Raw genomic sequence first — 16535 nt, 5'->3', positions numbered from 1 at the left:
GAGCAATGACTGACGGGGAAAAGGGCGAGTTCCTCATCGTCACGGGAATGTCCGGCGCGGGTCGGACGACGGTGGCGAACGCACTCGAGGACCTCGGCTGGTACGTCGTCGACAACCTGCCCCCGCAGATCCTGCGTCCTCTGCTGGATCTGACCGACATGGGAGGTACCGCTCTTCCCAAGGTCGCGGCAGTCGTCGATGTGCGCGGCCGAAACCTCTTCGACGACTTTCCCGGCGTAGCGCGCGCGCTACGGTCGCGTGGCTCCGTCCGGGTGCTCTTCCTGGATGCGTCCGACGACGTGCTGGTGCGCCGGTTCGAGTCCGTGCGGCGACCGCATCCGCTCCAGGGCGAAGGCACCCTGCTCGACGGCATCCGGATCGAACGCGCCCGTCTTGCGCCGATCCGGGAAGCCGCCGACCTGGTGATCGACACATCGACGCTCAACATCCACCAGCTCGCGACACAGGTATCCGACATCTTCTCCGAGGAGGGTGAAGCGCGACACCGCGTCACACTGCTCAGCTTCGGGTTCAAATACGGGCTGCCGACCGACGTCGACATCGTCGCCGACATGCGGTTCCTGCCGAACCCGTTCTGGAACGAGGAGCTACGGGGGCTGACAGGGCAGGACGAAACGGTCCGGGAGTACGTGCTCTCCCGCGAGGGGGCGATGGAGTTCCTCGACGCGTACTCCACGGCGTTGGTGCCCGTGCTCGAGGGATATCAGCGCGAGAACAAGAGCCACTCGACGATCGCGATCGGCTGCACGGGCGGAAAACACCGCTCGGTGGCGATGTCGGAGGAGCTGGCTCGGCGTCTGGCCGCGATCCCCGGCGTCGCCGTGAACGTCCGTCACCGGGACCTGGGCCGAGAGTAGCGGGCCGCCCGGCCGAGTAAGCTGGACGTTTGCGTCGCGATCCGGCGCGTGAACGTGAAGGAGTGTCGTGGCACTAACCACCGACGTCAAGGCCGAGCTGGTCAGCATCCGCAATGCACCCCCGACGGTGCGAGTCGCGGAAGTGACCGCCATCCTCCGGTTCGCCGGCGGCCTGCATTCGATCGCCGGTCGTGTGGCCGTGGAGGCCGAGGTGGATGCCGAGACTCTCGCGCGCCGCGTCGCGCGGGACCTTGCCGAGATCTACGGCGTGCGACCCGAGATCGCCCAGGTCCAGTCGAGCACCGCGAACGACGGAGCCCGCTGGGCGGTGCGTGTGATCGCACAGGGGGAGACCCTCGCCCGTCAGACAGGGCTGCTCGACCAGCGTCGGCGCCCGGTTCGCGGGCTGCCCAACCGACTCACCACCGGCTCTCGTGCCGAGGTCGCCGGGCTCTGGCGCGGTGCCTTCCTCGCCGCAGGATCCCTGAGCGAGCCCGGGCGCTCCGCCATGCTCGAGGTCGTCTGCCCGTCGTCGGAGGCGGCGATGGCTCTCGTCGGCGCGGCGCACCGGCTCGGCGTGGCCGCCAAGGCGCGTGAGGTGCGGGGCATGCCGCGCGTGGTCGTGCGCGAGGGCGAGGCCATCCGCACCATCCTGAATGAGATGGGCGCGCAGAAGACGGCGATCGCCTGGGAAGAGCTCCGTCAGCGCCGCGAGGTGCGTGCCGGGGTCAACCGCCTCGTCAACTTCGACGACGCGAACCTGCGCCGTTCCGCGCAGGCCGCCGTCGCCGCATGTGCGCGCGTCGAGCGCGCCCTCGAGATCCTGGCCGACGAGGTCCCCGATCACCTGAAGGTGGCCGGCGAACTCCGTCTCGCGCATCGCGATGCCAGCCTCGACGAGCTCGGCCACCACGCCGACCCGCCCCTGACGAAGGACGCCGTCGCCGGCCGCATCCGCCGCCTGCTCGCGATGGCCGACAAGCGCGCGCAGCAGGAGGGCATTCCCGGAACGGAAGCCGCGGTCCCCGTGGGACTCGACGTCTGACCCGCATCCTCGAACGAAGACCCGCCGCCCGGTATCCGGACGGCGGGTCTTCGTCATACGACGGAAGGATCGGGGGCGCCGCCGTGTTGTCGTCAGTAGGATGAAAGACGTCCGCTCTACGCCGCACATCGGCGGCGCGGAGGATCGGCAAGCGCCGCGGCGCGGCGCGGATTGGATGAAAGCGATATGGCGACCTACACGCTCCCCGACCTTCCCTACGACTTCGCAGCTCTCGAGCCGCACATCAGCGGCAAGATCATGGAGCTGCACCATGACAAGCACCACGCGACCTACGTCGCCGGCGCGAACACCGCGCTCGACCAGCTCGCCGAGGCCCGTGAGAGCGGCAACCTGGCGAACGTCAACAAGCTCGAGAAGGACCTCGCCTTCAACCTCGGCGGTCACGTCAACCACTCGATCTTCTGGACGAACCTGTCGCCGAACGGCGGGGGTCAGCCGGAGGGCGAGCTGAAGGCGGCTATCGACGAGTACTTCGGCTCGTTCGAGAAGTTCCAGGCGCACTTCACGGCAGCGGCGACGGGCATCCAGGGCTCCGGCTGGGCGGTCCTCAGCTGGGACTCGATCGGCTCGCGTCTGATCATCCAGCAGCTGTTCGACCAGCAGTCGAACACGGCACAGGGCACGATCCCGCTGTTCCAGCTCGACATGTGGGAGCACGCCTTCTACCTCGACTACCTCAACGTGAAGGCCGACTACGTCAAGGCCGCGTGGAACATCGCGAACTGGGAGAACGTCGCCCAGCGCCTCGAGGTCGCCCGTAAGCAGACGAACGGCCTGCTGGTACTGTCGTAATCGGGTCGCGTCCCGACGGGCTACGGCTCGTCGGGACGCCCTCTCAGCCAAAAAACCCCGCGCTTCACGCCTGCTGGAAAGCAGTGTGCAGCGCACGAGAAACAGGGAGACCTGAGTGTCTGTCAAGATCGGTATCAACGGCTTCGGCCGCATCGGACGCAACTACTTCCGCGCGGCTCTCGCGCAGGGAGCGGACCTTGAGATCGTCGCCGTCAACGACCTCACCGACAACAAGACCCTGGCGCACCTGCTGAAGTACGACTCGGTGGGCGGCGTCCTCGACGCCGAGATCAGCTACGACGACGAGAGCATCACCGTCAACGGCAAGGTCATCAAGGCCTTCGCCGAGCGTGACCCCGCCGGTCTCCCGTGGGGCGAGCTGGGTGTGGACATCGTCATCGAGTCCACCGGCTTCTTCACCAAGGCCGAGCTCGCCAAGAAGCACATCGAGGCCGGCGCGAAGAAGGTCCTCATCTCGGCTCCGGGCACCGGTGTCGACGGCACGTTCGTCATGGGCGTGAACGAGGACACGTACAACCCGGAGACGGATCACATCATCTCCAACGCGTCCTGCACCACCAACTGCCTCGCGCCGCTCGCACAGGTCTTCAACGACGCGTTCGGCATCGACCGCGGCTTCATGATGACGGCGCACGCGTACACCGCCGACCAGAACCTGCAGGACGGCCCGCACAGCGACCTCCGTCGTGCACGCGCCGCTGCGATCAACATCACCCCGGCTTCGACCGGTGCGGCAAAGGCCATCGGCGAGGTGCTCCCGGAGCTCCAGGGCAAGCTGAGCGGCTCGTCGTACCGCGTTCCGGTTCCGACCGGCTCGATCGTCGACCTCACCCTCATCACCGACCGCGAGAACCTGACGGTCGACGAGGTCAACGAGGCGTACAAGAAGGCTGCTGCCGAGGGTCGCCTCGCCGGTTACCTCCAGTACAACGAGGACCCGATCGTCTCGAGCGACATCGTGCACAACCCGCACTCGTCGATCTTCGACTCGACGCTGACCAACGTCAGCGGCAACCTGATCAAGGTCTCCAGCTGGTACGACAACGAGTGGGGCTACTCCAACCGTCTCGTCGACCTGACCGAGTACGTGGCCGAGCGCCTCTAAGCTCAGACACATGACTCTGCGCACCCTGGATACTCTGGGGTCGCTCGAGGGCAAGCGCGTCATCGTCCGTTGTGATCTCAACGTCCCCCTGCGGGATGGGATCATCACGGACGATGGCCGTGTCCGCGCCTCGCTGCCGACCCTCAACGCACTCATCAACGCGGGCGCCCGCGTCGTCGTCTGCTCTCACCTCGGTCGGCCGGATGGCGCGCCCGACCCGCAGTACAGCCTCGAGCCGGTGGCTCAGCGGCTGTCCGAGCTGCTCGGCGCCCCGGTCGCGTTCGCGCGCGACACGGTCGGCGAGTCGGCGAAGGAGGCCGTCGCCTCTCTCGAGGACGGCGGGGTCGTCGTGATCGAGAACCTGCGTTTCAATGCGGGGGAGACCTCGAAGGATGATGCCACCCGTGCCGCGTTCGCCGCGGAGCTCGCGGAGCTCGGCGACGTGCTCGTCTCCGACGGGTTCGGAGTCGTGCACCGCAAGCAGGCGAGCGTCTACGAGCTCGCCGAGCTGCTGCCGTCGGCGGCCGGCCTGCTGATCGCGGCCGAGCTCGACGTGCTCGACCGCCTGACCGAGAACCCCGAGCGTCCGTACGCGGTCGTCCTCGGCGGCTCGAAGGTCAGCGACAAGCTCGGCGTCATCTCGCACCTGCTTCCGCGGGTCGACAAGATCCTCGTCGGTGGCGGCATGCTGTTCACCTTCCTCAAGGCCCAGGGGCACGCCGTGGCCTCGAGCCTGTTGGAAGAGGACCAGCTCGAGACGGTTCGCGGCTACATCGCGGAAGCGGCCGAACGCGGTGTGGAGCTCGTGCTCCCCACCGACGTCGTCGTCGCCGCATCCTTCAGCGCGGACGCCGCGCACGAAGTCGCCGCGGCAGACGCGATCGAGTCGACGCCGTTCGGCGCCTCCGGCATCGGACTGGACATCGGCCCGGAGACGGCGGCACGTTTCGCGGAGGTCATCCGCGAGTCGAAGACCGTGTTCTGGAACGGCCCGATGGGCGTGTTCGAGTTCCCGGCGTTCGCGGCCGGCACCAAGACCGTGGCGCAGGCGCTCACCGAGGTCGACGGCCTCAGCGTCGTCGGCGGTGGCGACTCCGCCGCAGCCGTGCGTCAGCTCGGATTCTCCGACGACCAGTTCGGTCACATCTCGACCGGCGGCGGCGCGAGCCTCGAATTCCTCGAGGGCAAGAAACTACCCGGCCTGGAGGTGCTCGGATGGGCGTAGCAACCCGTACCCCGCTGATCGCGGGAAACTGGAAGATGAATCTCGACCACCTTCAGGCGGTCGCGTTCGTGCAGAAGCTGCACTGGACGTTGAAGGACGCGAAGCACGAGGACGGATCGGTCGAGGTGGCGGTCTTCCCGCCGTTCACCGACATCCGCAGCGTGCAGACGCTCATCGACGCGGACAAGATCCCGTTCGCGCTCGGTGCGCAGGATGTGTCGGCACACGACTCCGGTGCGTACACCGGCGAGATCTCCGGGGCGTTCCTGGCGAAGCTCGACGCGAAGTACGTCATCATCGGCCACTCGGAGCGTCGTGAATACCACGCCGAGGGCGACGACGTCGTGGCGGTGAAGGTCAAGGCATCGCTCACGCACGGCCTCGTGCCGGTGATCTGCGTCGGCGAGACTGCCGGCGACCTCGAGAAGTTCGGGGCCAGCGCAGTTCCGGTGTCGCAGCTCGAGGCTGCGCTCGAGGGTGTCTCGCCGAAGGCGGACATCGTCGTGGCGTACGAGCCCGTGTGGGCCATCGGCTCCGGCCAGGCGGCGACGCCGCAGCAGGCGCAGGATGTCTGCGCCGCTCTGCGAGCCGTCATCGCGAAGGTCCTGGGCGACGAGGCGGCCGCGCGCACGCGCATCCTCTACGGCGGCTCGGTGAAGTCCGGGAACATCGCCAGCTTCATGCGCGAGCCCGATGTGGACGGCGCTCTGGTCGGCGGGGCGAGCCTCGTCGTGGACGAGTTCGCTGCGATCATCCGCTTCGAGAAGCACGTCGGCGTGTGAGTGCAGCGGGGCTTCGGCCCCGCTGCACCGTATACTTGACCGTTACGGGGGCGCTCCGGCCCCAGCGAAAGGCTCTTTCTCGTGGCAATTCTCGAGTTCGTCCTGCAGGTCGTGCTGGGCATCACCAGCGTTCTGCTGACCCTCCTCATCCTCTTGCACAAAGGCCGCGGCGGTGGCCTGTCCGACATGTTCGGTGGAGGTATGACCTCCGCGGTCGGCTCTTCCGGGCTCGCGGAGCGGAACCTGAACCGCTTCACCGTCGTCCTGGCACTGACATGGTTCGTCTCCATCGTCGCGCTGGGCCTCATCACGAAATTCGAGGTCATCTGATGGCTACCGGTGGAAACGCGATCCGCGGCACCCGTGTGGGCTCCGGCCCCATGGGCGAGCAGGACCACGGATATCACGCCGACCGCATCGCGGTCTCGTACTGGGACGGACTCGGCAACGAGACCGTGCGCTACTTCGCCGCCGGTCTTCCGGAAGAGGAGATCCCGGAGACGATCGATCACCCGCAGTCCGGCCTTCCCGCCGGTCGTGACAAGGAGAACCCTCCTGCGCTCGCGAAGGCGGAGCCGTACAAGACGCATCTCGCCTACGTGAAGGAGCGTCGTACCGACGAGGAAGCCGTCCAGCTTCTCGACGACGCGCTCACGCAGCTGCGCGAGCGCCGGGGGCAGTGACCTCGGTCTGACATCGAAGAAGCCGCCGCGAGTCATCGCGGCGGCTTCTTCCGTACCCGGTGACAGCACTCAGCGGCAGCCCGCTGCCGCATCGATGTAGTTCTGCGGGGGATACCCGTACGCCCACACTCCGTTGGCGTCGTCGGTATAGCCCATGCTGATGGCCCACGCGGTGGCCCACTTCTCGATGCTGTCCTGCGTGGAGGAGTCGTACATGCTCTGGCACTTGGCGCTGATCGCATGCCCGACCTCGTGAGCCACGAGCGCCTTGCTCCGGACGGCCGGCCACTGCTCGGCGACCGAGTTCGAGAGCTGGATGGTCGCCCGTCCCGAGTCGCCCCACCACCAGGTCGTGTAGCCGCCCATGCTGCCGTTGTAGCCGGCGCCACTGACGACGGGGGCCCAGTCGAAGTCGAGAAGCACACCGGGTGCGAGGGAGCGGGCGAACGCCTCGATCTCGAGCCTGGTGTTCAGAAGCGGTCCCGCTTTCTCCGCCAGCTCTTCGTTCTCCGTCGCGACGACCTGCGCCGCAGCACCCTGCAGTGCGAGGTACACGGTCGCCGCGCCTTCGTCCACCGTCGTCGTGGTGGTGGCATCGGCGGCCGCATCGCGCAGGGCGATCACGGCTTCGTTGCGTGCCGAGGGATGAGCGGCTTCGAAACTCGGAGCGGCGGTGCCCGCGGCGGCGATCACGACAAGTCCGCTCTCCGTCACCGCGTGCCGCGCGTCTGCGACGTCGGTCGAGGCTTCGGTGAGCTCATCGGACAGTGCACCGACCGCGTGGCGTTGCTGCTCCAGTTGCGAAGTCGCGCCGAACAGCTCCCAGAACCAGTCGGGCTTCGCGCCCACGGCAGGGATCTCCGCTGCGACCACGCCCTCGGCATCGGACGCAGTGACGGTGCCGTCGTCGACTGCGGCGGCGAACCCCGTATGGACGTCGTCGGGCACGGCGATCGGCTGGTTTCCGCCGGCGATGATCCGTGCCGCCGCATCCGTGGTCGCGCGCAGGCCGGCGATCTCCTCGCGCACCTGTGCCTTCGCGGTCGATGTCGTCTGGGCGGTGCTCTCGTACTGCGACGCGGCACTGTCGTATCCGAGGTTCGCCGTCACCTGAGTGACGGCCACTGCAGCGACCAGGGCGGCTCCGCCGAGCAGGCCGACGACGAGGCCTGTGCGCTTCTTCCGGCGCGGCGTCGGTGCAGGGGCGGAGGAACCCGCGGAGAACAGGACGGGCAGCTGATGCCCGCCCTCGCGAAGCGTCTGACCCATTCGATGATGCCTTCCGGTCGGAGACTGCGTACAGCGATGCTGTCAGCGTATTCGACAGGACGGGTGGGAATGCGAGAAGGCCCCCACCGCATGGTGAAGGCCTTCTCGAACGGAGGGGCTGACGGGAATCGAACCCGCATCATTAGTTTGGAAGACTAAGGCTTTACCACTAAGCTACAGCCCCGGATCCGAACCCTGGAAAGGCTCGGTACCGACTCATCGACTATACCGGACTCTGACGCATGCTCCTGTCCGTTAGACTCGGTGGGGCTGAATCCGCGTGCGGATTCCCCGGGGCGTAGCTCAGTTTGGTAGAGCGCCCGCTTTGGGAGCGGGAGGTCGCAGGTTCAACTCCTGTCGCCCCGACACGGCCCCCACGGACCTTACAGCCGCGATTCGAAGCGGAAATCACAAGGAGAACACACCAGCATGGCGAACAGCACCGTCGAGAAGCTGACCCCGACCCGGGTCAAGCTCACCATCACGGTCACCCCGGACGACCTCAAGCCCAGCATCGCTCACGCGTACGAGCACATCGCTCAGGACGTTCAGATCCCCGGCTTCCGCAAGGGCAAGGTCCCGGCTCCGATCATCGACCAGCGCATCGGTCGCGGCGCCGTCATCGAGCACGCCGTCAACGAGGGCCTGGACAAGTTCTTCCGCGACGCGACGGTCGAGCACAAGCTGCGCGTCGTCGGCCGTCCGGCTGCCGACATCACGCAGTGGCCGAACGAGAAGGACTTCTCGGGCGACCTGCTCGTCGACATCGAGGTGGACGTCCGCCCCGAGATCGAGCTGCCCTCCTACGACGGCATCACCGTGACGGTCGACGCCGTCGAGGCAGATGACGCCGCGCTCGATGCAGAGCTCGACAACATGCGCGCCCGCTTCGGCACGCTGGTCCCGGTCGACCGTCCCGCCGCGAAGGGCGACTTCGTCGAGCTCGACCTCGTCGCCACGATCGACGGCGCCGAGATCGACCGCGCCGAGGGAGTCTCCTACGAGATCGGCTCCGGCGAGCTGCTCGAGGGCATCGACGACGCGATCGAGTCGCTCACCGCGGGTGAGGACACCACGTTCCGCTCGGCTCTCGTCGGTGGCGACCACGCCGGCTCCGAGGCCGAGGTGTCTGTCACGGTCAAGGCTGTCAAGGAGCGCGAGCTCCCCGAGGCCGACGACGACTTCGCGCAGATCGCGAGCGAGTTCGACACGATCGCCGAGCTCCGCGACAGCCTGGCCGAGCGTGTCGCTCAGCAGGGCGTCTTCACCCAGGGCTCCGCCGCGCGCGACAAGCTCGTCGAGGCGCTGCTCGAGCAGATCGAGATCCCCGTTCCGCCGCAGCTCATCGAGGACGAGGTGCACAACCACCTCGAGGGCGAAGGCCGTCTCGAGGACGAGGTGCACCGTGCCGAGGTCACCGAGGCGAGCGAGAAGCAGTTCCGCACGCAGGTCCTCCTCGACACGATCGCCGAGCAGGCCGATGTGCAGGTCTCGCAGGAGGAGCTCAGCCAGTACCTCATCCAGTCGGCTGCGCAGTACGGCATGGCTCCTCAGGAGTTCGTCGAGGCCCTCCAGTCCTCGAACCAGCTTCCGGCGCTCGTCGGTGAGGTCGCCCGCAACAAGGCGCTCGCTATCGCGCTCGGCAAGGTGAAGGTCGTCGACAGCAACGGTAAGCCCGTCGATCTGTCTGACTTCGTCGTCACCGACGATGAGTCCGAGTCCGCCGAGTCCGAGTCCGCCGAGTCCGCTGAGGCCGACGAGAAGCCGGCCAAGAAGGCTCCGGCCAAGAAGCCCGCGGCCAAGAAGGCTCCGGCGAAGAAGGCCGACGAGGCTGACGATGCTGAGAAGCCGGCTGCCAAGAAGCCCGCTGCCAAGAAGGCCCCGGCCAAGAAGGCGGCCGACAAGGCCGAGTGATCGGACACGATCCAATGAAGAGGGCGGGTGCTGCGGCATCCGCCCTCTTTTCCATCCAGGGAGGGCAGCGATGAAGACGTGGGATGAGCGCATCGACGAGGTGTGGGAGGACGCGACGGGCGAAGAGGTCGGCGACGACACGATCGCCCGCATCGACGCCCTCGCCGCCGAACGCGGACCGGACGACGCTCGTGCGGAGTTCGAGCGCGCCGGTGCGCGGGACTCCGCGGGGAGGCCGGCGGAGGCTGTCGAGCTGTACCGGCGCGCATTGGCGCTGGGGCTGGATGAGGAGCACCGCCCGCAGTGCGTCATCCAGATGGCCAGTTCGCTGCGGAATCTCGGTGAGTACGACGAAGCCCTCTCCGTCATCCGTGCCGAGGAGGAACTGTCGGCCGACGGCCCGTATCGAGATGCCATGGCCTGCGTCCACGCCCTGATCCTCGCGAGCGCGGGGCGACCTGCGCAGGGCCTGTCGGTGGCGCTGCTCGCCCTGGTGCCGCATCTCCCGCGCTACCACCGGTCGATGACGGCCTACGCGCGTGAGATCGCCGACGCCGACACCTGATATGCCGACGGCGAACACGGCCTGGGTGCCGCGTTGACGCCGGTAGATTCGAATCACTGAAACACGGAATCAGGAGCTGACATGGCTGCAGAACCCCTCCTCGCAACGAGCGTCTTCGACAGGTTGCTGAAGGACCGCATCATCTGGCTGGGGTCGGAGGTGCGCGACGAGAACGCGAACGAGATCTGCGCGAAGATCCTTCTTCTCGCGGCAGAGGACTCCGAGCGAGACATCTACCTCTACGTGAACTCACCCGGCGGGTCGATCACCGCCGGCATGGCGATCTACGACACGATGCAGTTCGTGCCGAACGACATCGTCACCGTCGGCATCGGAATGGCCGCCTCGATGGGCCAGCTGCTGCTGACCGCCGGCACGAAGGGCAAGCGGTACATCACGCCCAACGCGCGAGTGCTGCTGCACCAGCCTCACGGTGGCTTCGGCGGTACGTCCAGCGATATCCAGACCCAGGCGCAGCTCATCATGTCGATGAAGAACCGCCTCGCCGAGATCACCGCGGCGCAGACCGGCAAGTCGGTCGAGCAGATCAACGCCGACGGTGACCGCGACCGCTGGTTCACCGCCGAGGAAGCGCTCGAGTACGGCTTCGTCGACCACATCCGCGAATCGGCCTCCGACGTCATCGGCGGCGGCGGAACCGACCAGGACACCGAGTAACGGAAAGCGAAAGGACGCTCATGTACACACCCACCTTCCGCTCAGCCGGTGACCTGCCCTCCAGCCGCTATGTGCTCCCGCAGTTCGAAGAGCGCACGGCCTACGGCTTCAAGCGTCAGGACCCGTACAACAAGCTGTTCGAAGACCGCGTGATCTTCCTCGGCGTGCAGGTCGACGACGCGTCGGCCGATGATGTCATGGCGCAGCTCCTCGTCCTGGAGAGCCAGGACGCCGAGCGTGACATCACGATGTACATCAACTCGCCGGGTGGCTCGTTCACCGCGATGACGGCGATCTACGACACGATGCAGTACGTCGCGCCGCAGATCCAGACCGTGGTGCTCGGCCAGGCGGCATCCGCTGCGGCCGTGCTGCTCGCGGCCGGTGCGCCGGGCAAGCGCCTCGCGCTCCCGAACGCCCGGGTGCTCATCCACCAGCCTGCGATGGGGGAGGCCGGCCACGGCCAGGCCTCCGACATCGAGATCCAGGCCGCGGAGATCCTCCGTATGCGCACGTGGCTCGAGGAGACTCTCGCCGGGCACACCAAGCGCACTCCGGAGCAGGTGAACCGCGACATCGATCGCGACAACATCCTCTCCGCCGCGCAGGCACTCGAGTACGGCATCGTCGACCAGGTGCTCACGACGCGCAAGCGCGTCTGACCCCATCGACTCGAAGGGCGTCCGTCATCACGACGGGCGCCCTTTCGTCGTCCCGGCGGATGTGCACACGCCCGCGCTCGGAATGCGCATATGAGCAGAATGGTGCGCGAACGCTGTTCACGGCCTACTCTGGAGGAGGAAGGAGGATGCCGTGGAAGAAGATCTGCTCATGGTTCGCGTCGCCGAGCTGTACTACGACGAGGACAAGACACAGGACGAGATCGGCGGACTCCTCAAGATCTCCCGCTGGAAGGTCGGTCGTCTGCTCACGCAGGCCCGAGAACGCGGCATCGTGCGCATCGAGATCGTGCACCCGCGTGCCCGCAGGCTCGGCCTCGAGCGGCTTCTGGTCGAGAGGTTCGGACTGACGGATGCCGTCGTCGTGCCGGCGCCCGAAGGCGATGATGGCACACTCGAGCGGGTCGCGCAGGCCGCCGCAGACTTCCTCACCGCCCTCCGGCCGGTGCCCCGCACTCTCGGGGTGAGCTGGGGACGCACGCTCCGCGCCGTGGCCGAGGCTCTCCCGGACGGATGGGCGAACGGCGTGACCGTCGTCCAGCTCAACGGGGGAGTGAGCCTGAACCGCCGCTCCGGTGGCGCGGCCGGCCTCGCGGTCACGATCGCCCAGCGCGCTTCCGGGCAGGTCTCCCTGTTGCCGAGCCCCGCCATCCTCGAGCGGGTGGAGACGAAGCAGGCGATCGAGTCCGACCGCACCGTCGCCGCCGTCCTCGAAGAGGCCGCGGAGGCGCAGGCGTTCCTGTTCACCGCCGGACCTTGCGATGCCTCGTCCGCCCACGTCGAGAACGGCTACCTCAGCGTCGAGGATGTCGAAGAGCTCGCACGCCGCGGCGCGGTCGGAGACGTTCTCGGGCGCTACGTCGACGCGGAGGGCAACATCGTCGACTCGCAGCTCGATGCACGGACGGTCGGCGTCTCGCTCGACCGCCTGCGCGGAGCCGCTCGTGCGATCTTCGTCACGGCGGGCCCCGCCAAGCACGACATCGCACGCACCGTGGTCACCAGCGGCCTGTGCGGCGTTCTGGTGACCGATGAGACCACAGCACGAGCATTGTTGGAGGAACAGTGACGACCAAAGAACTCAGCCGCAGGACGGCGGTGGACGTTCTGGGCGGAGAGCCCGACGACGCCACGCTCCGGCGCTTCCTGCACGGACTTCCCGGCGTGGACGCGGTCGGCCTGGAGCAGCGCGCTGCCGGGCTCGGCACCCGTTCCATCAAGACGACGTCGAAGGCGTGGGCGCTCGACACGATCATCAAGCTGATTGACCTCACGACCCTCGAGGGTGCGGACACCCCCGGTAAAGTGCGCTCGCTCGTCGCCAAGGCGAAGAACCCCGACGCCGCCGATCCCTCGACCCCGCGGGTCGCAGCGGTCTGCGTCTACGGCGACATGGTCGGCGACGCCGTCACGGCGCTCGGCAGCCTGCACGGTGACCCCGATGACGGCCTGATCTCCGTCGCGGCCGTGGCCACGGCGTTCCCGAGCGGCCGTGCGTCGCTCGCGATCAAGCTGGCCGACACGGCCGAGGCGGTCGCCGCCGGTGCTGACGAGATCGACATGGTGATCGACCGTGGAGCCTTCCTCTCCGGTCGCTACGGTCTGGTGTTCGATCAGATCGCCCAGGTGAAGGAAGCGTGCCGTCGGGAGGACGGCTCGTACGCCTCGCTCAAGGTGATCCTGGAGACCGGTGAGCTGAACACCTACGACAACATCAAGCGCGCCTCGTGGCTCGGCATCCTGGCCGGAGGCGACTTCATCAAGACTTCGACCGGCAAGGTCCAGCCCGCCGCGACGCTCCCGACCACCCTGCTGATGCTGGAGACCGTGCGCGACTGGCACCGTGGCACAGGAGAGAAGATCGGCGTGAAGCCGGCCGGTGGCATCCGTTCCTCGAAGGACGCGGTGAAGTATCTCGTGACCGTCGCCGAGACCGTGGGCGAGGAGTGGCTCCAGCCGCACCTCTTCCGCTTCGGCGCATCCAGCCTCCTCAACGATGTGCTCCTGCAGCGTCAGAAGCTCAGCTCCGGCCACTACTCGGGCCCCGACTACGTCACGATCGACTGACGGGAAGACGAACATGTCATTTCTGGAATACGCTCCCGCACCGGAGTCCACCGCGATCCTGAACCTCAAGGACAGCTACGGCCTGTTCATCGACGGCGAGTTCGTCGACGGCTCGGGTACCCCGTTCCACACCATCTCGCCGGCGACGGAGAAGCACATCGCCGAGATCGCCTCGGCCAGTGACGAGGATGTCGACCGCGCGGTCGCCGCCGCTCGTCGCGCCTACGAGAAGACCTGGTCGAAGATGAGCGGCCGTGATCGCGGCAAGTACCTCTTCCGCATCGCGCGCCTCGTGCAGGAGCGCGCCCGCGAGCTCGCCGTCGCCGAGAGCCTCGACAACGGCAAGCCGATCAAGGAGAGTCGCGACGTCGACGTGCCGCTGGTCGCCTCGTGGTTCTTCTACTACGCGGGCTGGGCGGACAAGCTCGATCACGCCGGACTCGGCGCGAACCCCCGCGCTCTCGGCGTCGCCGGGCAGATCATCCCGTGGAACTTCCCGCTGTTGATGCTCGCATGGAAGATCGCGCCTGCACTCGCCGCCGGCAACACGGTCGTGCTCAAGCCTGCGGAGACCACGCCGCTCACGGCGCTGATCTTCGCGGAGATCCTGCAGCAGGCCGACCTTCCGGCCGGTGTCGTGAACATCGTGACGGGTGCCGGTGCCACCGGCTCCACTCTCGTCCGCCACCCGGATGTGGACAAGGTGGCCTTCACCGGTTCGACCGGTGTCGGCCGCGACATCGCACGGGCCGTGGCAGGCACCCACAAGAAGCTGACGCTGGAGCTCGGCGGCAAGGCCGCGAACATCGTGTTCGACGACGCCCCCATCGATCAGGCCATCGAAGGCATCGTGAACGGGATCTTCTTCAACCAGGGTCACGTGTGCTGCGCGGGAAGCCGCCTGCTGGTGCAGGAGTCGATCCACGATGAGGTCGTCGACCGGCTCAAGACGCGCCTGTCGATGCTGCGTCTCGGCGACCCGCTCGACAAGAACACCGACATCGGTGCGATCAACTCCGCAGCGCAGCTCGCTCGCATCCGTGAGCTCAGCGACATCGGGGAAGCCGAGGGCGCAGAGCGCTGGAGCGCGGACTGTGCGATCCCGGAGCAGGGCTTCTGGTTCGCCCCGACGATCTTCACCGGTGTCGAGGCGTCGCATCGCATCGCCCGTGATGAGGTCTTCGGCCCCGTGCTCTCGGTGCTCACCTTCCGCACACCCGCCGAGGCCATCGCGAAGGCGAACAACACGCCTTACGGCCTGTCCGCAGGCATCTGGTCCGACAAGGGATCGCGCATCCTCGCTGTGGCCGACCGCCTGCGTGCCGGTGTCATCTGGGCCAACACCTTCAACCGCTTCGACCCGTCGAGCCCGTTCGGCGGCTACAAGGAGTCCGGGTTCGGCCGCGAGGGCGGCCGCCAGGGTCTCACCGCCTACCTCAAGGGAGCCGCAGCATGAGCAAGCGACTGACCGTGCCCAAGACGTACAAGCTGGCGATCGGCGGGGCCTTCCCGCGGAGCGAGTCCGGCCGCACGTACGAGGTGCTCACCCCCAAGGGTGCCTTCCTCGCGAATGCGGCGAAGGGTTCCCGCAAGGACGCTCGCGACGCCGTCGTGGCCGCTCGTGCTGCGGTCAAGGGCTGGTCCGGTGCGACCGCCTACAACCGCGGACAGGTCCTGTACCGCGTCGCGGAGGTGCTCGAAGGCCGTCGTGCGCAGTTCGTCGAGGAGATCTCGGCGCAGGAGGGCGTCTCGGCTGCGGCCGCGGCCTCGCAGGTCGACGAAGCCATCGATCTCTGGGTCTGGTATGCCGGCTGGTGCGACAAGTACGCACAGGTGGCGGGCAACGCGAACCCCGTCTCGGGTCCGTACTTCAACATCTCCGTGCCGGAGCCGACCGGGGTCGTCGCGATCGTCGCACCCCAGGACTCGGCGCTGCTCGGTCTGGTGTCGGTCGTGGCTCCGGCTCTGGTCGCCGGGAACTCGGTGGTCGTCGTCGCGAGCGAGCAGCACCCGCTCTCGGCCATCAGCCTCGCCGAGGTACTGGCCACCAGCGACGTCCCCGGCGGAGTCGTCAACGTGCTCACGGGCTCGCCGGCGGAGATCGCTCCGTGGCTGGCCTCGCACCAGGACGTGAACGCCCTCGACCTGGCCGGTGCAGGCGCCCTCGACTGGGTCGACATGCAGATCGCTGCAGCCGAGACGCTCAAGCGCGTGCTCACTCCGGGTGAGGTCGTGGCCTCTCCGGAGCGGATCGGCGCGTTCACGGAGATCAAGACCGTCTGGCACACCAAGAGCATGGTCTGAATCGACGGAGGCGATGATGACGACCGCTCAGGATCAGGTGCGTTCGCTGCTACGTGAAGATGTTGCCCCGATCCTCCGTGCCGCGGGTTTCCGCGGCACGGAAAGGTCGTTCGCGATTCCCAACCCGGACTGGTTCGCCCAGATTGGCGTTCAGACCTCGGCGGCGAGCACAAGCATGCTCTCGAAGCTGACACTCAACGCGCAGGTCATCCCCAAGGCGTTCTGGAAAGAGGTGCGAGTCGAGCGACAGTATCCCGCCAAGCCGTCCCCGAACACACACTATGGGCGCGGTGGCGAGTTCTGGCAGGTGCGAGTAGGGGAACTCGTCGATGGCAACGACCGCTGGTGGGAGCTCGACGATCGTGGGACTCGCCGACGCCAGTTGGCTGTTGAGCTCACCGACCTGATCATCGATGTCGTGCTTCCCGCGATGATGTCGCGTATGTTGCGTCAGTCGAGCGAGTCGTGAGACGGTCTGGCACACCAAGAGTCTCGTTTGATCTGGG

The 16535-nt window shown here is 67.3% G+C and carries 18 protein-coding genes and 2 tRNA genes; 18 read left to right on the top strand and 2 right to left on the bottom strand.

Going from position 1 to position 16535, the window contains the following annotated elements:
* The first annotated feature begins 5 nt into the window (after positions 1-5).
* From rapZ to ACFVWL_RS17495, 8 genes are all read left to right on the top strand, one after another.
* On the top strand, positions 6-878 hold the full coding sequence (rapZ, locus tag ACFVWL_RS17530) for an RNase adapter RapZ (RefSeq protein ID WP_387185519.1): 873 nt from the start codon (positions 6-8) through the stop codon (positions 876-878).
* Positions 879-945: 67 nt separating this feature from the next.
* Entirely contained in the window at positions 946-1923 is a 978-nt protein-coding gene (gene whiA / locus ACFVWL_RS17525) for a DNA-binding protein WhiA (protein ID WP_017830285.1), read from the top strand.
* 186 nt (positions 1924-2109) lie between these two features.
* Positions 2110-2736, top strand: coding sequence for a superoxide dismutase (locus ACFVWL_RS17520; protein WP_029261619.1), 627 nt, complete (start codon positions 2110-2112; stop codon positions 2734-2736).
* A gap of 115 nt (positions 2737-2851) precedes the next feature.
* Positions 2852-3862, top strand: coding sequence for a type I glyceraldehyde-3-phosphate dehydrogenase (gene gap, locus ACFVWL_RS17515; RefSeq protein WP_105710159.1), 1011 nt, complete (start codon positions 2852-2854; stop codon positions 3860-3862).
* 10 nt (positions 3863-3872) lie between these two features.
* Positions 3873-5087 carry a phosphoglycerate kinase gene (locus ACFVWL_RS17510; protein WP_387185514.1) on the top strand — a complete coding sequence of 405 codons (1215 nt, stop codon included), beginning with the start codon at positions 3873-3875 and terminating at the stop codon, positions 5085-5087.
* Positions 5078-5869: a triose-phosphate isomerase gene (gene tpiA, locus ACFVWL_RS17505; RefSeq protein ID WP_387185511.1), complete on the top strand. Its 792-nt coding sequence runs from the start codon at positions 5078-5080 to the stop codon at positions 5867-5869. Before ACFVWL_RS17510 ends, tpiA begins: the two co-directional genes overlap by 10 nt.
* An 81-nt stretch (positions 5870-5950) precedes the next feature.
* Positions 5951-6199, top strand: a complete 249-nt coding sequence (gene secG / locus ACFVWL_RS17500) for a preprotein translocase subunit SecG (protein WP_017202783.1) — start codon at positions 5951-5953, stop codon at positions 6197-6199.
* Complete coding sequence (locus tag ACFVWL_RS17495; RefSeq protein WP_017830291.1) at positions 6199-6552, top strand: RNA polymerase-binding protein RbpA; 354 nt, start codon at positions 6199-6201, stop codon at positions 6550-6552. The genes secG and ACFVWL_RS17495 overlap by 1 nt, the downstream gene beginning before the upstream one ends.
* A 69-nt stretch (positions 6553-6621) precedes the next feature.
* On the opposite strand, the gene ACFVWL_RS17490 is transcribed toward ACFVWL_RS17495, so the two are convergent.
* Both ACFVWL_RS17490 and ACFVWL_RS17485 read right to left on the bottom strand, forming a co-directional pair.
* Entirely contained in the window at positions 6622-7821 is a 1200-nt protein-coding gene (locus ACFVWL_RS17490; RefSeq protein WP_387185508.1) for a hypothetical protein, read from the bottom strand.
* Between the two features lie 113 nt (positions 7822-7934).
* Positions 7935-8005 (bottom strand) — tRNA-Gly (locus tag ACFVWL_RS17485).
* Between the two features lie 108 nt (positions 8006-8113).
* Here ACFVWL_RS17485 and ACFVWL_RS17480 point away from each other — a divergent pair.
* The 10 genes from ACFVWL_RS17480 to ACFVWL_RS17435 all read left to right on the top strand — a co-directional run bounded on the left by ACFVWL_RS17480 (position 8114) and on the right by ACFVWL_RS17435 (position 16498).
* Positions 8114-8187 (top strand) — tRNA-Pro (locus ACFVWL_RS17480).
* A 63-nt stretch (positions 8188-8250) separates the two neighbouring features.
* Positions 8251-9735 (top strand): trigger factor, encoded by a 1485-nt coding sequence (gene tig / locus ACFVWL_RS17475; RefSeq protein ID WP_387185506.1) that lies wholly within the window; start codon positions 8251-8253, stop codon positions 9733-9735.
* Positions 9736-9805: 70 nt separating this feature from the next.
* Positions 9806-10300 carry a tetratricopeptide repeat protein gene (locus tag ACFVWL_RS17470; protein WP_387185504.1) on the top strand — a complete coding sequence of 165 codons (495 nt, stop codon included), beginning with the start codon at positions 9806-9808 and terminating at the stop codon, positions 10298-10300.
* An 81-nt stretch (positions 10301-10381) separates the two neighbouring features.
* A complete protein-coding gene (locus tag ACFVWL_RS17465; RefSeq protein WP_017830295.1) occupies positions 10382-10978 on the top strand; it encodes an ATP-dependent Clp protease proteolytic subunit in 597 nt (198 codons plus the stop codon).
* A 20-nt stretch (positions 10979-10998) separates the two neighbouring features.
* Positions 10999-11640: an ATP-dependent Clp protease proteolytic subunit gene (locus ACFVWL_RS17460; RefSeq protein ID WP_021201511.1), complete on the top strand. Its 642-nt coding sequence runs from the start codon at positions 10999-11001 to the stop codon at positions 11638-11640.
* Positions 11641-11791: 151 nt separating this feature from the next.
* The gene (locus ACFVWL_RS17455; protein WP_387185501.1) at positions 11792-12727 is read left to right on the top strand and encodes a sugar-binding transcriptional regulator; all 936 of its coding nucleotides are present in this window, start codon (positions 11792-11794) and stop codon (positions 12725-12727) included.
* Entirely contained in the window at positions 12724-13725 is a 1002-nt protein-coding gene (gene deoC / locus ACFVWL_RS17450) for a deoxyribose-phosphate aldolase (protein ID WP_387185498.1), read from the top strand. The genes ACFVWL_RS17455 and deoC overlap by 4 nt, the downstream gene beginning before the upstream one ends.
* A gap of 13 nt (positions 13726-13738) precedes the next feature.
* Complete coding sequence (locus ACFVWL_RS17445) at positions 13739-15181, top strand: aldehyde dehydrogenase family protein (RefSeq protein ID WP_387185496.1); 1443 nt, start codon at positions 13739-13741, stop codon at positions 15179-15181.
* On the top strand, positions 15178-16029 hold the full coding sequence (locus ACFVWL_RS17440) for an aldehyde dehydrogenase family protein (protein ID WP_387185493.1): 852 nt from the start codon (positions 15178-15180) through the stop codon (positions 16027-16029). The genes ACFVWL_RS17445 and ACFVWL_RS17440 overlap by 4 nt, the downstream gene beginning before the upstream one ends.
* A 16-nt stretch (positions 16030-16045) precedes the next feature.
* Entirely contained in the window at positions 16046-16498 is a 453-nt protein-coding gene (locus ACFVWL_RS17435; protein ID WP_387185490.1) for a DUF4304 domain-containing protein, read from the top strand.
* Positions 16499-16535: the final 37 nt, after the last annotated feature.

This window comes from Microbacterium sp. NPDC058269 (assembly GCF_042881445.1).
In the GTDB taxonomy this organism is placed as follows: domain Bacteria; phylum Actinomycetota; class Actinomycetes; order Actinomycetales; family Microbacteriaceae; genus Microbacterium.
The sequence above is the reverse complement of the archived record's forward strand: the minus strand, read 5'-3'. Positions and strand labels throughout refer to the sequence as shown.

Coding starts and splice junctions, on each gene's coding strand:
- ACFVWL_RS17510 (WP_387185514.1), top strand. CDS start 3,873: ATGACTCTGCGCACCCTGGATACTCTGGGGTCGCTCGAGGGCAAGCGC.
- ACFVWL_RS17465 (WP_017830295.1), top strand. CDS start 10,382: ATGGCTGCAGAACCCCTCCTCGCAACGAGCGTCTTCGACAGGTTGCTG.
- ACFVWL_RS17460 (WP_021201511.1), top strand. CDS start 10,999: ATGTACACACCCACCTTCCGCTCAGCCGGTGACCTGCCCTCCAGCCGC.
- ACFVWL_RS17470 (WP_387185504.1), top strand. CDS start 9,806: ATGAAGACGTGGGATGAGCGCATCGACGAGGTGTGGGAGGACGCGACG.
- tpiA (WP_387185511.1), top strand. CDS start 5,078: ATGGGCGTAGCAACCCGTACCCCGCTGATCGCGGGAAACTGGAAGATG.
- ACFVWL_RS17520 (WP_029261619.1), top strand. CDS start 2,110: ATGGCGACCTACACGCTCCCCGACCTTCCCTACGACTTCGCAGCTCTC.
- ACFVWL_RS17440 (WP_387185493.1), top strand. CDS start 15,178: ATGAGCAAGCGACTGACCGTGCCCAAGACGTACAAGCTGGCGATCGGC.
- ACFVWL_RS17445 (WP_387185496.1), top strand. CDS start 13,739: ATGTCATTTCTGGAATACGCTCCCGCACCGGAGTCCACCGCGATCCTG.
- ACFVWL_RS17490 (WP_387185508.1), bottom strand. CDS start 7,821: ATGGGTCAGACGCTTCGCGAGGGCGGGCATCAGCTGCCCGTCCTGTTC.
- rapZ (WP_387185519.1), top strand. CDS start 6: ATGACTGACGGGGAAAAGGGCGAGTTCCTCATCGTCACGGGAATGTCC.
- ACFVWL_RS17435 (WP_387185490.1), top strand. CDS start 16,046: ATGACGACCGCTCAGGATCAGGTGCGTTCGCTGCTACGTGAAGATGTT.
- ACFVWL_RS17495 (WP_017830291.1), top strand. CDS start 6,199: ATGGCTACCGGTGGAAACGCGATCCGCGGCACCCGTGTGGGCTCCGGC.
- tig (WP_387185506.1), top strand. CDS start 8,251: ATGGCGAACAGCACCGTCGAGAAGCTGACCCCGACCCGGGTCAAGCTC.